Source organism: Streptococcus timonensis, from assembly GCF_900095845.1.
GTDB classification, from domain to species: Bacteria; Bacillota; Bacilli; order Lactobacillales; family Streptococcaceae; genus Streptococcus; species Streptococcus timonensis.
In genome coordinates this window covers 19,909-34,949 of record NZ_FMIX01000003.1, presented here as the reverse complement: position 1 = coordinate 34,949, position 15,041 = coordinate 19,909, and the positions used below count along the sequence as shown (strand labels likewise).

The 15,041-nt window shown below is 43.7% G+C and carries 13 protein-coding genes; all 13 read right to left on the bottom strand.

Annotation, left to right across the window (positions count from 1 at the left end):
* Positions 1 to 2: 2 nt before the first annotated feature.
* Entirely contained in the window at positions 3 to 953 is a 951-nt protein-coding gene (locus BQ2679_RS01220) for a ketopantoate reductase family protein (RefSeq protein ID WP_075565337.1), read from the bottom strand.
* A complete protein-coding gene (gene purK, locus BQ2679_RS01215) occupies positions 954 to 2,048 on the bottom strand; it encodes a 5-(carboxyamino)imidazole ribonucleotide synthase (RefSeq protein ID WP_075565335.1) in 1,095 nt (364 codons plus the stop codon).
* A complete protein-coding gene (gene purE, locus BQ2679_RS01210) occupies positions 2,035 to 2,526 on the bottom strand; it encodes a 5-(carboxyamino)imidazole ribonucleotide mutase (RefSeq protein WP_075565332.1) in 492 nt (163 codons plus the stop codon). The genes purK and purE overlap by 14 nt, the downstream gene beginning before the upstream one ends.
* A 189-nt stretch (positions 2,527 to 2,715) precedes the next feature.
* Positions 2,716 to 3,978, bottom strand: coding sequence for a phosphoribosylamine--glycine ligase (purD, locus tag BQ2679_RS01205; protein ID WP_075565326.1), 1,263 nt, complete (start codon positions 3,976 to 3,978; stop codon positions 2,716 to 2,718).
* 121 nt (positions 3,979 to 4,099) lie between these two features.
* The gene (purH, locus tag BQ2679_RS01200; protein ID WP_075565324.1) at positions 4,100 to 5,647 is read right to left on the bottom strand and encodes a bifunctional phosphoribosylaminoimidazolecarboxamide formyltransferase/IMP cyclohydrolase; all 1,548 of its coding nucleotides are present in this window, start codon (positions 5,645 to 5,647) and stop codon (positions 4,100 to 4,102) included.
* A gap of 52 nt (positions 5,648 to 5,699) precedes the next feature.
* Positions 5,700 to 5,870 carry a hypothetical protein gene (locus BQ2679_RS10805; RefSeq protein ID WP_159427229.1) on the bottom strand — a complete coding sequence of 57 codons (171 nt, stop codon included), beginning with the start codon at positions 5,868 to 5,870 and terminating at the stop codon, positions 5,700 to 5,702.
* Positions 5,871 to 5,895: 25 nt separating this feature from the next.
* Positions 5,896 to 6,870, bottom strand: a complete 975-nt coding sequence (locus tag BQ2679_RS01195) for a hypothetical protein (RefSeq protein WP_075565322.1) — start codon at positions 6,868 to 6,870, stop codon at positions 5,896 to 5,898.
* Positions 6,871 to 6,873: 3 nt separating this feature from the next.
* A complete protein-coding gene (purN, locus tag BQ2679_RS01190; RefSeq protein WP_075565319.1) occupies positions 6,874 to 7,428 on the bottom strand; it encodes a phosphoribosylglycinamide formyltransferase in 555 nt (184 codons plus the stop codon).
* Complete coding sequence (gene purM, locus BQ2679_RS01185; RefSeq protein ID WP_075565317.1) at positions 7,428 to 8,450, bottom strand: phosphoribosylformylglycinamidine cyclo-ligase; 1,023 nt, start codon at positions 8,448 to 8,450, stop codon at positions 7,428 to 7,430. Before purM ends, purN begins: the two co-directional genes overlap by 1 nt.
* A 36-nt stretch (positions 8,451 to 8,486) precedes the next feature.
* The gene (gene purF, locus BQ2679_RS01180) at positions 8,487 to 9,929 is read right to left on the bottom strand and encodes an amidophosphoribosyltransferase (RefSeq protein WP_075565314.1); all 1,443 of its coding nucleotides are present in this window, start codon (positions 9,927 to 9,929) and stop codon (positions 8,487 to 8,489) included.
* Positions 9,930 to 10,095: 166 nt separating this feature from the next.
* On the bottom strand, positions 10,096 to 13,821 hold the full coding sequence (locus BQ2679_RS01175; protein WP_075565312.1) for a phosphoribosylformylglycinamidine synthase: 3,726 nt from the start codon (positions 13,819 to 13,821) through the stop codon (positions 10,096 to 10,098).
* 70 nt (positions 13,822 to 13,891) lie between these two features.
* Positions 13,892 to 14,599 carry a phosphoribosylaminoimidazolesuccinocarboxamide synthase gene (gene purC, locus BQ2679_RS01170; protein WP_075565310.1) on the bottom strand — a complete coding sequence of 236 codons (708 nt, stop codon included), beginning with the start codon at positions 14,597 to 14,599 and terminating at the stop codon, positions 13,892 to 13,894.
* A 195-nt stretch (positions 14,600 to 14,794) separates the two neighbouring features.
* Entirely contained in the window at positions 14,795 to 15,031 is a 237-nt protein-coding gene (locus BQ2679_RS01165) for an acyl carrier protein (RefSeq protein ID WP_075565308.1), read from the bottom strand.
* Positions 15,032 to 15,041: the final 10 nt, after the last annotated feature.

Sequence of the window (15,041 nt, the reverse complement as noted above, 5' to 3'; positions counted from 1 at the left end):
TCCTAAACCGAAATGCCCTTCATATTTGCTTCCAGAATAGGCATCTTCACACCTAACTCCTGACCGGTCTGATAAACACTTTGACAACAGTAGAAGATGTCCTGTTTATCATTGTGCAAGGTCATAATTTTTCGTGTCAACTCATTTTTCGCAAACATGATTTTCATGGCTTTTCCTGCAATCCATGAGGGAATTTTGTAAGGTAAGAGTTCAGCTTTATAAAGCTTCAAATTTACACCACGTGCTTCTACGACTTTCAAAGCCTCTCGAATGGCCTTGATGGCCAATGATAATTCCGAAGAACTATTCATCAAGTTCAAAGCCAATTCTTCTGGGTTTTCCAGATTCCCTGAACGTGCAGCTGTCGAAGTGACACCTGCATTAATCGCCATGTGAATCCAAATCCACTCGACCATATCATGAGGAACTTCCCACTTCAAATCTGCAGAAGTCAGTAAAGCCGTCAAATCAGCATAGTTAGAGATCTGTGCTCTTTGCTCACCTTCTAGCATTAAATGGTCAAACAAGACGCCATCTAAATGGTCCTCCTGCATATGACCACCCGCTGTCGGAAAAGACAGAATATAGTCGTAATCTCCTGCCCACTCCTGTACCTCTTTTCGAGTATCCCAGAAATTACAGAAGAAAACAAGTGTGCCTTTGATATTATTTTTTCGCAAGGTTTCCACAGCTTCTTTGACAAACCCATGACGCACACTCAGAAAAATAAAATCATATTCCGAATCAGTTTCCGCCACATGAACCTCATAGGTGTCGTGTTTGTTCTCACCTTTGGAATGATAACGGCCATCTAGCAGATCAACCAACAACTCCTTGGGAGCATTGTTTTTCTTACTATCTCTCAGTACGTGTTCCACTTGATGACCTGCTTTTTGAAAAGCATAGGCATAAGTAGTCCCGATCACTCCAAGTCCTAGAATCGCTATTTTCACTTAAAAATCAATCCCTTTCCCAAATTCCTCAACCTCATCTGGTACATCACTAAACAAAGTCACATGTCCCATCTTGCGGTTGTGCTTCGCTTCTATTTTACCATACATGTGAAGGTGGGCGCTTGGATTTTCTGTCACATATGTTTCAGCAGCCTCGACATGCTGGCCGAGAACATTAAGCATGACAGCTGCTGGGGCATGTAGTTGGATAGCTGGCAATGGTGCTCCCAGAACACCTAAAATATGGGTATCAAACTGCGAGAAGTCGCAGGCTTCAATAGAGTAGTGCCCTGAGTTATGTGGACGCGGGGCAATTTCATTGACGATGATGTCATCAGCTGTTGCAAACATTTCCACGCAAAGGGTTCCAGACAAGTTGAGTTGTTCTGCGATTCGCACAGCCATAGCTTTGGCTTTTTCAGCTAGATTTTCTGAAATGCGAGCTGGCACGATGGTCTTAGACAGGATATTGTTGCGGTGGATATTTTCCTGAACCGGGAAAACTGTCACGTCCTTGCCATTTCCTGATACAATGACAGAAATTTCAAGGTCGAAATTGACGAATTCTTCTAAAACGCAATCTGCTGAATCCGCTAGTGCATAGGCTTCTTCTAAATCTGCTTCTGAGCGAATGACCTTTTGTCCATGCCCATCATAGCCACCAGTCGCAGTCTTGAGAACATAGTTTTTCGATAGGTCAATATCTGCCAAGTCTTGGCTTGAAGTCACGACCTTGTATGGGGCCACAGTGACTTGAGCCTTGTTGGAAAGAAAGTCCTTCTCAAAAATCCGGTTTTGGGAAATGCGAAGTAGGTCTGTTCCTTGTGGGAGCTGACCGTCTTTGATAACGGCATCCAAACCGTCAGCATCGACATTCTCAAACTCATAGGTCAGGACATCGCAACGCTCTGCCAACTGACGGAGGGCGTCCACATCATTATAAGGCGCCACGATGATTTCCGCCACACGGGAGGCCGGGCAATCCGCTGCTGGATCTAGAGCGATAACCTTGTGCCCCATGTAGATAGCAGAAATGGCCATCATCTGACCCAGCTGACCGCCACCGATAATTCCGATTGTTTTAGATGAGCTCATTTGTAGACTCCTCTGCAATTTTTCCTTGTTCTTCTGCGAAATCTGCCAAAGCTGTCTCGATAGCCTGATCCTCTACTGACAAGAGACGGAGGGCAAATAGAGCCGCATTTGTCGCACCTGCTTCACCAATAGCCATGGTCGCAACAGGCACTCCGCCCGGCATCTGAACGATAGAGTAGAGCGAGTCCACACCACTAAGAGCACGTGATTTGACTGGTACACCAATGACAGGAAGGGTTGTTTTGGCAGCTACCATACCTGGCAAGTGAGCAGCGCCACCCGCACCTGCAATAATGACCTTGATACCACGACTCCGTGCTTCTTCAGCATGTTTGAACATGAGGTCAGGTGTGCGGTGGGCAGAGACAACTTTCTTTTCGTAGACTACACCGAAGCGGTCTAGGACTTCTGCTGTTTTTTGCATGGTTGCCCAGTCGGATTTTGAGCCCATGATGATGGAAATAATTGGTTTAGTCATAATTTTTCCTTTTTCTTCTTTTTTGATAATGGTCTTAGGTGTGGGGACGGAAGCAAACCTTCGGTTTCATTCCTAAAATTTGAGCCTAAGGTCTCAAATTTTCCCTAGACCAGAACAGATACTGTTCTGGTCTTTTCACCACGGCGACCATTGTCGTGTTTGGCGACTGCGTCGCCTTTTCTTATATCTTTATCTAATTGCCTTGCTTCCGATATCCGTACGATAAAAGAGGCCTTCTGTGTTTTGTTTGTCGAGTTGGCTGTAGATGGTGTTTTGGCCGTCTTTGACGGTATCAGCTGTGGTAACCAGCATGTAAACACGGCCTCCGTTTGAAAGAAGGTCTTGCCCATTTTCAGCAAATTTAGCTCCGGCATAGTAAGTGATGATGTCGCCTTCTGTCTTGGTAGGAAGCTTGACACCTTTCTCATAAGCGAGTGGGTAGCCGTTTGATGCTACAACCACACCTAGTGTCACACCCTTATCCGTCCAAGTAATAGCTGGCTCCTTGCCATCGAGGATATCAGTAATATTTTGTGCAAAGTCAGATGTCAAACGAGGCAAGATGATTTGCGTTTCAGGATCTCCAAAACGAGCGTTGAACTCGATGACTTTGGACCCATCAGCTGTCAAGATAAGACCGGCATAAAGTACACCAAGATAAGGACGACCTTCTTTAATCATGCCTTCGAGGACTGGCTTGACAATGGTGTCAACCGCTGTGTCAACCACGCTCTGTGACAAGTGAAGAACTGGCGCATAGGCACCCATCCCACCAGTGTTGGGCCCCTTGTCGCCATCATAAGCACGTTTGTGATCCTGAGCCGTTGGCATGATATAGAACTTGTCACCATTGACAAAGGCAAAGAGTGAGAACTCCTCCCCGTCAAGGAATTCCTCGATAACCACACGCGCACCTGAGTCTCCGAATTTATTGTCCAAAAGCATCTCGTGAGCGGCTTCTACTGCTTGCTCGACTGTCTCCGCAACGACGACACCTTTCCCAAGGGCCAAACCGTCTGCCTTGACTACGATTGGAGCGCCTTTTTCTTCGATATAGGCCTTGGCTTCCTCGAAATCTGAGAAGGTCCCATAGGCTGCTGTCGGAACGTCGTATTTGACCATGATTTCCTTAGCAAAATCCTTGGACCACTCCAGCTCAGCCGCAGCTTTAGTCGGACCAAAAGCCTTGAGACCAGCTGCATTGAACTCATCCACAATCCCAGCCGCAAGGGCGTCATCTGGACCAATAAAGGACCAAGCAATATCGTTGGCTTTTGCAAACTCAATCAATTTAGAATGTTCGGAAATAGAGATATTTACCAATTCCAGACCATCCAGAGTCATCCCGTCATTCCCAGGAGCTACAAAGACTTTTTCAACGTCTTTTGACTCAAGCAACTTCTTAGCAATGGCATGTTCACGGCCACCCGAGCCGACAACTAACAGCTTCATCTTTCAACCTCTTTTGCGAATTATTTACTAATATTATACCATAAACGTTCGTTTTAATCTTGTTTCGTTTCGCTTTTAAAGCAAAAAAAGGAAAGAAACTGTTTTCTTCCCTTTTATTTTCTTAATGTCTAAAATGTCTCACGCCTGTGAAGACCATAGTCAAGCCGTATTTATCAGCAGCTTCGATAGACTCTTGGTCTCGTACTGATCCACCTGGCTGGATGATGGCCTTGATCCCTGCCTTAGCGATTTCTTCCACGTTATCCGCAAATGGGAAGAAGGCATCTGAAGCAAGAACAGCGCCGTCAAGGCGGTCTTTGGCTTGGTCGATGGCAATACGAACAGAGGCCACACGGTTAGTTTGACCTGGCCCAACACCCAATGTCATGTGGTCGTTAGTTACGATGATACCGTTTGATTTGACATACTTGATAGCTTTCCAAGCGAACTCAAGGGCGGTTGCTTCTATCTCGGTTGGTTGGCGTTTGGTTACCACCTGCCAGTCAGCTGGGCTTTCTTTGATCACGTCCTGGTTTTGAACGAGGAGCCCACCGACAACACCTGTGTATTCTGCTTCCACTTCACTAGCATCTTGTGCGTCAAACGGCAAGGCAAGAATGCGCAAGTTTTTCTTTTTGTTGGTCAAAATAGCTAGTGCTTCATCCGTATAGCTTGGTGCGATGATGATTTCAAGGAAAACGCCGTGCATCTTCTCAGCTGTCGCAGCATCTACCTCACGGTTAAGAACGACGATTCCACCAAAGATAGAAACTGGGTCAGACTCATAAGCGTAGTCCCAAGCAGTCTCGATGTCATCAGCTTGACCGATTCCACATGGATTCATGTGTTTGAGAGCTACAACCGTTGGACGTTCTTTGAAATCGCGAATAATACGGATAGCAGCGTCTGCATCGCGAATATTGTTGAAGGACAATTCCTTACCGTTGAGCTGTTTCGCTGATGCAATGGAGTAATCCGTTGGCAAGGCTTTTTGATAGAAATCGGCATCTTGTTGAGGATTTTCACCGTAACGCATTGGTTGTTTAAGGTCATAAGTCAGAGTGAGTTTTTCAGGTTTGCTTTCACCCACTTGAGCTGTGAAGTATTCTGCAATCAAGGCGTCATAAGCCGCTGTGTGACGGAAAACTTTTGCTGCTAACCGTTGGCGAGTTTCGTAAGAGGTTTCGCCGTTTGCTGACAATTCGTCAAGCACAACAGCATAGTCAGCAGGGTCTACAACAACGGTCACGCTAGCGTGGTTCTTCGCTGCTGAACGAAGCATAGATGGACCACCGATATCAATGTTTTCAACGGCATCCGCATAGGTCACATCTTGTTTGAGGATGGTTTCCTTGAATGGGTAAAGGTTAACCACCACAAGGTCGATCAATTCGATCTTATTGTCCTTAGCAGCCTCTAGGTGACTATCGAGGTCGCGACGAGCAAGAAGGCCACCGTGGATATTTGGATGGAGGGTCTTCACACGACCATCCATCATTTCTGGGAAACCAGTCACATCATCGATCGCAATAGTCTCCACCCCAGCATTGTCAAGGGCCACTTTGGTACCACCTGTCGAGATGATGTCCCAACCGAGTTTCTTGAGTTCTTGGGCAAATTCAACAATGCCCGCTTTATCTGAGACGCTAATTAGTGCGTGTTTAGTCATGTTCATTTCTCTTTTCATTTTTTAAGTGGCTTGACAACTAAGGTCAAAAAGCCTACTGTTTCTTTTTGCCAAGTATGGCGACCATTAGGATGACCCCAATCCCAACCAGTACTGTTATTATAAACTTACCTTCATTAGGAAGATCCGGTAAGACAAGATTAACAGCCAAGCGCAGGCAGATTGCAAGTAAGATGAGCAATAGCCATTCTTTCCATTTAGTCATAAATTTCTCTTTTTCTTTTTATTCATTATTGAAAACTAATATCTATATCGTCAGAGTATGCCTGAATCCCTTGGACAAAGTCATAACTTGCATCCTGTTTGTTGATTCGATGAGCGACTTCGACAGTTTGTTTACTCTTACCTTTTGCCCCCAAGGCTACTAAACTTGATGAACGAGACAAAAAGGCAAGTAAGAGGAAGAGGGGATTGATAGAATAGTATCTACTTGAGTTGGCAATGACGATTTTCTTAGCCTTTCGCAAATCGATTATACCGAAGCTTTGGCCAAATGATACTAAATGATCTTTATAAATAGCTAGGCCAACTTTTCGATCTAGATAAGAAGCCCCAGACTCCATGCTTTGGAGTTGATCCATCAATTCAGGATAGAGGGCAAAAAATTCTTTAGCTTGATGTTTGGCACGTCGACATTGAATGAAAATATAGATATTTGGAGCCGTTGCAAAGACTAGATAAATCAGAGTTCCAACCCCAAAAGCGATTAAAGAACTTTGGAATTGATCCTCAAGGTCTGTGATTGAAAAATAATCATCTTCAAAGTACAAACGAATTTCCTTATCGACATCAGGAGACTCACTCACTTCCTTGACAACCGCTTGGATTGTTGGATTGGGCTTGGATCCATTTCTGCTCCCCAAAACCCTCTGAGGATTTTGTTGTAACTGATCCGCATTGGCCAAGAGAGTCTTAGTCTCGTCTTTATTTGGATCTGCCTGAAGGACAAAATAATTAGTCAGTTGCTCTGATAGGCTATAACCTGCTATATAGAGATTGGTGCCATCGATATCTGTCTTGATTGGATTGGGATCAATATAACTAATACTGATATAGCTATTTCCACTTACTGACATCCAACCGCTATCATGCGTTTTGATGGAATCTTTGAATAGACCCCAAGTAAAAACAACAGATAAAAAAGCGATAAATGCAGACAAGAGAAGGGCTGCCTTCCCGTTTTTACCCAAATATCTTACTTTCATTTTCTACTTCCTCTCCACTCCCAAACTATCCAAAACTTCTGGATAAAGCTGGTATTCTGTTTCATGGATGCGGAATTCAAAACTCTCAAGAGTGTCATCAGCCAATCTTGGCACACGAACCTGTTTAATGACTTGGCCTGTATCAACACCTGAGTCCACCCAGTGAATAGTCACGCCAGACTGGTCCACACCTGCATTCCAAGCATCCTCAATACCATGAGCGCCTGGAAATTCAGGGAGAAAAGCTGGGTGAATATTGATGATACGACCCTCATAAGCTGCTAGTAAAGTTGGGCCAACGATTTTCATATAGCCTGCGAGACAAACCAAGTCAATCTGGTGCTCATCTAAGAGTTCGACGATGGCTCCTTCATAGTCTGCCTTATTCTCAAACTCTTTAAGTTCAAAGGCATAAGATAAAACCCCTAGCTTTTCGGCACGTTCTAAAACGTAGGCATCCCGGTGATCTGAAAAGACAAATTCTACTGGAAATTGCTCTGCAATGACCTGAAAGTTTGAACCATTTCCAGAAGCAAAAACAGCAATCTTTTTAGCCATTATTTTATCACCACACTTGCGCCATCTTTCTTCACAATACGACCGATTTCATAAACAGGTTCGTCAAGAAGTTCTTTGACACGCTCTACATTTTGAGGGCTAACTGCGAGCATAAGCCCCACACCCATATTGAAGATTTCAAACATTTCTTCGTGTTTGATTTGGCCATATTTTTCAAGGGCTTTGAAAATTGGAAGGACTGGTACTTTGCTTTCGTCAATTTCAGCAGCCAAATCATCTGAGAACATCCGTGGGACATTTTCGATGAAGCCACCGCCTGTGATGTGGGCAATCCCATTCACCAATTCCTCTTTAATGAGTGGCAAGACAGCCTTAACATAGATGCGAGTTGGCTCAAGAAGAACCTCCTTGAGTTTCTTGCCTTCTAACTCAGGCAATACTTCTTCACCTGTATAGTCCGCAAAGACCCGACGGACGAGCGAGTAACCATTTGAGTGGATCCCGCTTGAAGCAAGTCCGAGAAGGACGTCTCCCTCTACTACTTTTGAACCGTCGATGATTTGAGATTTTTCTGCAACACCAACAGCAAAGCCAGCCAAGTCATAGTCGTCTTCGCCATACATACCAGGCATTTCAGCAGTTTCCCCACCGATGAGGGCTGCACCTGCTTGTACACAACCTTCAGCCACACCAGCAACCACTTGTTCTAGCTTAGCTGGTTCATTTTTCCCAGTTGCAACGTAGTCAAGGAAGTAAAGGGGCTCAGCACCTGCAGCGATGATATCGTTGACACACATAGCCACACAGTCTTGTCCGATAGTATCGTGTTTGCCGTACTTGATAGCAAGCATGAGCTTGGTTCCAACACCGTCAGTTCCCGAAATCAAAACTGGCTCTTTGACACCTGTTTTTGAAAGGTCGAACATGCCACCAAAACCACCAAGAGCTCCCATAACACCCGCACGCTCCGTACGAGCAACGTGTTTTTTGATACGTTCAACAACTTCATAACCCGCTTCAACATCCACACCAGACTGCGCATAAGCATTTTTATTTGTCATTTGTTTATTCCTTTTCCTTTCCTTCAATGGGGAATTTTATTTGTAAAAACTCGTTTTTTCTTCTAAACTTCTACGATAGTCTTCTTCATAGTCATAGAGAGGAGTTGGATATTTCCCATCAAAGTAAGCCACACAGAGACCGCCATTTGGCGCATCTGTTTCGATGCCGATAGAATCAATCAAGCCATCAATCGAAAGATAGGTCAGGCTATCCGCACCAATGATTTGGCGAGTCTCTTCGACCGTATGATTGGCCGCAATCAGCTCCTGACGTGTCTGGATATCAATCCCGTAAAAACATGGATAGGCAAGAGCAGGACTACCAATGGCGACATGCACTTCTGATGCCCCCGCTTCTTTCAAAAGTTGGACAATGCGACGAGATGTTGTTCCTCGTACAATCGAGTCATCAATCATGACCACACGTTTTCCTTTAACCACACCAGAAACGGCAGACAGTTTCATACGGACCCCTTGCTCGCGTAATTCTTGAGTCGGCTGGATAAAGGTCCGTTGGGTATATTGGTTCTTGATGAGCCCCATTTCATTTGGTAGACCTGATTCTTCCGCAAATCCCATAGCTGCGCTAAGAGAGGAGTTTGGCACCCCGACTACGATATCAGCTTCATACTTGAATTCACGTGCCAGTTGAACTCCCATTCTCTTACGAGCCGTATGAACATTGACACCATGGATATTGGAGTCAGGACGTGCGAAGTAGATATACTCCATGGAACAGATAGCCAACTGAGTATCGTTTGTATAGCTGTCATACTGGATGCCATTATCATCAATAATGACAATCTCGCCTGGTTTTACGTCGCGAATCCACTCAGCACCGATTACTTCAAAGGCACAGGTTTCAGATGAAACCACTACAGCTCCATTAGCCATTTTCCCGATTGACAGAGGTCGGAAGCCATTTGGATCAAGCGCTGCAATTAACTTATCTTCAAACATCAAGAGATAAGCAAAACCACCTTTAACAAGACTGAGTGCTTCCTTGATTTTACCCAGCAGGCTAGGATTGTGACTTCGGCGAATCAAATGAGCCAGAATCTCTGAATCAGAGGTCGAGCTAAAAATTGCTCCTCTTTGTTCTAGTTCTGTCTTAAGAGATGCAGCATTGGTCAAATTCCCATTGTGGGCAAGACCAAACTGCATATCATGAAAGCGAAAGAAGAAGGGCTGAATATTGTCAACAGACGCTTCCCCAGCAGTCGCATAGCGCACATGTCCAATAGCTCCTGCTCCTGTCAGTTTATCCAATTTCGCTGGATTTCTAAAAACTTCTGATAGAAGCCCCATATCACGATGTCGTTTCAGTTTTCCTTGATCATTAGAGAGAATACCTGCCCCCTCCTGACCACGGTGCTGAAGACTATGGAGTCCAAAATAAGTTAATTTAGCAGCTTCGGGGTGACCCCAAATACCAAAAACACCACATTCTTCATTAAGAGATTTTACTTCGTATGTCATTTTTTATACCTAATTTTTATTTGTGTATCATTCCTTAACGATACTAGAGCGGAATGATACGGTAGAAGCTCGTTTCACTCGCAAAATAAATCCTTTCCAATCATCACGAACTAGAACTACATAACTTTTACCTTACTGATACTATCTATTAGAAAATCTGCAAATCTTATTTCCCAGTAAAGTATTTAACCGCTGACGCAAAGAGGTGTTGGTCTTTATTTCCTGGAATATTTTGGAAGAGACCGTCTTCGAAACGTTCTGAGTGACCCATCTTACCAATAATTTGACCATTCTTACTTGTGATACCTTCGATAGCATTCACAGATCCGTTTGGATTGTATTTAGAATCCATGCTCGGTTTGCCTTCGAAGTCAACATATTGGCTAAAGATTTGACCATTATCACGAAGCTCTGCAAATTCCTCAGGTGTCACGACAAATTTACCTTCACCGTGTGATACTGGGATGGCATGGATGTCACCAACTTCTACTCCGGCAAACCATGGTGAGTTGGTATTGGCAATACGTGTTTCAACCATCTTAGCCACGTGTTGGTTGGCATCATTGTAAAAGAGGGTTGGACTGGTGCTACTTGCATCTTCAAAGTTACCATATGGAAGAAGACCTGATTTGACAAGAGCTTGGAATCCGTTACAGATACCAATGATCAACCCACCACCTTCGATGAAGCTATCGATAGCTGCACGCACTTTTTCGTTAAGCAAGATATTAACGATAAATTTAGCTGATCCATCTGGTTCATCCGCAGCCGAGAAGCCACCGGCAAAGAAGAGAATATTGGCTTTCTCAATATTGTCAACCATGGTGTCAACAGACTTGACAATCGCCTCTTCATTCAGTGTAACAAATGGTACCAAGTTGACTTTTGCACCTTCTTTTTCAAAGGCCTTAGCCGAGTCGTACTCCGAGTTGGTTCCTGGGAATACTGGGATGTAAACCACTGGTGTCTCAACGGTTTCTTTGGCTTTGATCACAGCATCTGATGCCACAGCAGGCACTTCTTCAAGTTCAGTAGCTTGCACAAATTCAGTTGGGTACACCTCTTCCAATTTACCTTGGAAGGCACTGTCAAGTTTGTGTCCATCAAGCGTTACACCATTGACAGTAAGTGTAAAGTCAGATGCTGTTTGTCCAATCTTGGCAACACCGGCAATTTCTTCCGGAGATGTGAAGACGAATCCACCCAGTTGAGCTGTCAAGGCAGTCTCAAGATTTTCAAGGGTTACATTAGCTCCGATATGGTTCCCAAACGTTGCAAGTGCAAGAGCTTCAAGGACACCACCATATTTGACAGCTGATGCAGCTGTAACTTTGTGGGTTGCTTGAATAACTTCAAACTTGGCAAAGTTAGACTTGATAAGTTCAAAGTCAATTTCTTGTGCCAAAGCTTGACCTGGAATATAGTAAATATTTTCACCCGCAGTTTTAAATTCTGGAGAGAGAACTTGACGGCTATCTGCAGTTGTCACCCCAAAGGCCACCAAGGTTGGCGGTACTGTCAATTCTTCAAAGGTACCAGACATAGAGTCTTTACCACCGATAGATGGCAACCCAAGTTGAACCTGAGCTTCAATGGATCCAAGAAGAGCTGCTACTGGTTGACCAAAACGCTCTGCTTGTTTATCCATACGCTCGAAGTACTCTTGGTAAGAGAAACGAGCCTTAGACCAATTTGCACCAGCAGCAACCAAACGAGCGGTTGCTTCGATGACCGCATAAGCAGCGCCATGATATGGAGACCATTCTGCAATGTATGGGTTGAAGCCCTGCGCCATGACTGATGCCGTATGAGTCACACCATGTTGGACTGGCAATTTTTGTACGGAAGCCTCCGTTGGTGTGATTTGGTAGCGACCACCAAGTGGGTGATTAACAGTTGAACGACCAACTGAGCTATCAAAGATGGTTTGTAAGCCTTTTTGACTAGCATGATTGAGGTCAGCCAAGACTTCAAGAGTATCAGCTTCAAGGGTTTCAGCAGACGTTTGACGTTCTTCTGGAAGCTTGACATCCTTGTCAACCACCTTAGCATCTACAACCACACGCACACCGTTTGTATCGAGGAAGCTACGCTCTAAGTCAACAATAGTCTCACCGTTCCAATGAATGACGAGATTCGGTTTTTCAGTGACAGTTGCAACCACAACAGCATCAATATTTTCTTTGTTACATGCTGCTATGAAGGCATCTACATCTTTTGGACGAACTACCACTGCCATCCGTTCTTGAGATTCAGAGATAGCAATTTCTGTCCCATTCAAGCCTTGATATTTAAGAGGCACCTTGTTGAGGTCGATTTCAAGACCATCTGCTAATTCACCGATAGCCACACATACACCACCAGCACCAAAGTCATTTGATTTCTTGATTAGACGTGTTACTTGGCCATTACGGAAAAGTCGTTGAATCTTACGTTCTTCGATGGCATTCCCTTTTTGAACCTCAGCACCAGCTGTTTCAACCGATTCAACCGTTTGAACTTTAGAAGAACCTGTCGCACCACCGACACCGTCACGTCCAGTTTTCCCTCCGAGGAGGATAATAACGTCGCCAGCTTCAGGTTTTTCACGAACCACATTTCCCTTGGGAGCTGCACCGACTACTGCACCTAGCTCCATGCGCTTGGCGACGAAGCCTGGGTGGAAGTATTCGCGAACATAAGTTGTTGCTAGACCAATTTGGTTACCGTATGAAGAATAACCGTGAGCTGCTGTTTTAGAAATGACTTGTTGTGGCAATTTACCAGCCCGAGTTTCAGCAATCGGAGCTGTAATATCACCAGCACCTGAGATACGCATAGCTTGGTAAACGTATGAACGACCTGACAATGGATCACGAATGGCACCACCGATACAAGTAGCCGCTCCACCAAATGGCTCGATTTCCGTTGGGTGGTTGTGGGTTTCGTTCTTGAACATGAGAAGCCATGGTTCTTTGACACCATTGACATCTACTTCAATTTCAACAGAGCAGGCATTGATTTCATCAGACACTTCCATGTCATCCAAACGACCGTTAGCACGCTCATAACGACCAAAAATAGTCGCCATATCCATCAAAGTCTGAGGTTTATCCGTACGTCCCAATTCATCACGCATAGCGATATACTTGTCATAAGTCGCTTGCAATTGTTTTTCAAATTTAGATGCTGAGAAGTCGATGTTTTTCAACTCAGTCTCGAAAGTTGTGTGACGGCAGTGGTCAGACCAATAAGTATCCAAAACCTTAAGCTCCGTCTCAGTTGGCACACGTCCAATAGACTTGAAGTAATCTTGAATGAAGAGAAGGTCATCCACTTCCATTGCCAATCCTTGCTCTGCCTTATACTTGGCAAAATCTTCTGCCGTATAAGTTTCAAAGAAATCCAAATTTGGAATGGTCTTGTCAGACTCAGAGAAATCCTGTTTCGCAATACCAACAGTGATATCTTTGAAACGAGAATCAACTGGATTGAGAAGGTAGTTCTTGACAGCTTCTAGTTCAGTCGCATCGATATCTTTATTCACTAAGTAAAGTTGGGCAGTATTGACTGTCACTTCACTAGAACTTCCTAGCAAAAGCAAAGCTTCTTGCGAAGATGCTGCACGTTGGTCAAATTGACCAGGCAAACTTTCGACAGCAAAGAAAGCATACTTCTCAAGATCAGCCTTAACCTCAGCTTCATCCAAAACAGTATCGGTCACCTGCTCAGAAAAAATATGTTTTTCTGCACGTGCAAACAAGTCCTCTGCCAAATCAAAGACATCATAAACCTGCACGATGCGGATACTTTTCAAAGTTGACAGTCCCAAGTTGTGCTGGAGTTCTCTTACCAAACTCTCTGACTTAACCTGAAAATCAGCCTTCTTTTCAACAAAAATACGTTTATTCATCAATTTTTATTCCTTTATTTCAGCTCTTGCAATCTTCTCTGCAATTCCTTGTATGGCTAAAGCAATCAGCTTATTTCAAAGCCTGCAGTTTTTCCCAAACAATCTCGTAGACATCGGTTAATTCACCTAGACCTCTACGGAAAACATCCTTGTCCATATGGTTGCCATCCGCATCCCAGAGACGGCAGTTATCTGGTGAAAATTCGTCCGCTAAGATAATCTTGCCATCCTTGTCAAAACCAAACTCTAGCTTAAAATCGATAAGCTTAAGACCAATTTCAGCAAACCAGTTTTTCAAGAGTTCATTGATACGACGCGTTTCTTCCTTTAAATATGCAATCTGCTGGTCATCCGCAATTTGCAGGAATTTTACATGTTCGTCATTGATAAATGGATCATCCAAATCATCGTTTTTATAGTAGAATTCAACAATTGGTGTCTCCAAGGCAATACCCTCATCTACACCAAAACGTTTTGAAAATGAGCCAGCCGTATAGTTTCGGAGTACCACTTCCAGCGGAATAATCTCAACCTTTTTATTAAGTTGCTCAGTATCTGAAAGCTTTTCAATAAAGTGGGTTTCCACTCCAGCATCATTTAGCTTCTTGAAAATAAAAGACGAAATCTTATTATTCAAAACTCCTTTACCTGCAATCTGCTCCTTCTTCACTCCATTGAAGGCCGTCGCCTGGTCTTTATAGCTTGAGATAATAAGATTTTCATCCTCTGTAGTATAGATGTCTTTTGCTTTTCCCGAATATATTAATTGTTTGGACATTTCAAAGTTCGCCTTCCATATTGTTTTACACCATTTTAACACAACGGGTTTCAAAAATCAAATATTTCACGAACGTATATTGAATGTCAATTTAAAAATGTAAAGAAACTGGCAAACTCTTTTCTTATCTCTACAATAGAGTAAACGATTTTAGGTACAAAATAAAAAGCAACACGACTAGCATGTTGCTTTCTTCTAGATTTTCTCTTTAATTGCTTTTAATACATCAGCTATGCTTTGAAGCTGGTCAATTTCTTCATCACTGATTTCAATTCCAAATTCATCCTCAATTGTTAGGACAAATTCCATTAAATCTACTGAATCAGCATCTAAATCATCCTTCAAACTCAAGTTTTCAGTAACTACAAAGTCCTCTCCTTGACGTTCTTGGATGATGCTCACGATACGGTCAAAAATTGCTTGTTCTGTCATATTATTCTCC

Coding starts and splice junctions, on each gene's coding strand:
- purH (WP_075565324.1), bottom strand. CDS start 5,647: ATGACTAAACACGCACTAATTAGCGTCTCAGATAAAGCGGGCATTGTT.
- purE (WP_075565332.1), bottom strand. CDS start 2,526: ATGACTAAACCAATTATTTCCATCATCATGGGCTCAAAATCCGACTGG.
- purM (WP_075565317.1), bottom strand. CDS start 8,450: ATGACAAATAAAAATGCTTATGCGCAGTCTGGTGTGGATGTTGAAGCG.
- purC (WP_075565310.1), bottom strand. CDS start 14,599: ATGTCCAAACAATTAATATATTCGGGAAAAGCAAAAGACATCTATACT.
- purK (WP_075565335.1), bottom strand. CDS start 2,048: ATGAGCTCATCTAAAACAATCGGAATTATCGGTGGCGGTCAGCTGGGT.
- purN (WP_075565319.1), bottom strand. CDS start 7,428: ATGGCTAAAAAGATTGCTGTTTTTGCTTCTGGAAATGGTTCAAACTTT.
- BQ2679_RS01165 (WP_075565308.1), bottom strand. CDS start 15,031: ATGACAGAACAAGCAATTTTTGACCGTATCGTGAGCATCATCCAAGAA.
- BQ2679_RS01175 (WP_075565312.1), bottom strand. CDS start 13,821: ATGAATAAACGTATTTTTGTTGAAAAGAAGGCTGATTTTCAGGTTAAG.
- purD (WP_075565326.1), bottom strand. CDS start 3,978: ATGAAGCTGTTAGTTGTCGGCTCGGGTGGCCGTGAACATGCCATTGCT.
- BQ2679_RS01195 (WP_075565322.1), bottom strand. CDS start 6,870: ATGAAAGTAAGATATTTGGGTAAAAACGGGAAGGCAGCCCTTCTCTTG.
- purF (WP_075565314.1), bottom strand. CDS start 9,929: ATGACATACGAAGTAAAATCTCTTAATGAAGAATGTGGTGTTTTTGGT.
- BQ2679_RS10805 (WP_159427229.1), bottom strand. CDS start 5,870: ATGACTAAATGGAAAGAATGGCTATTGCTCATCTTACTTGCAATCTGC.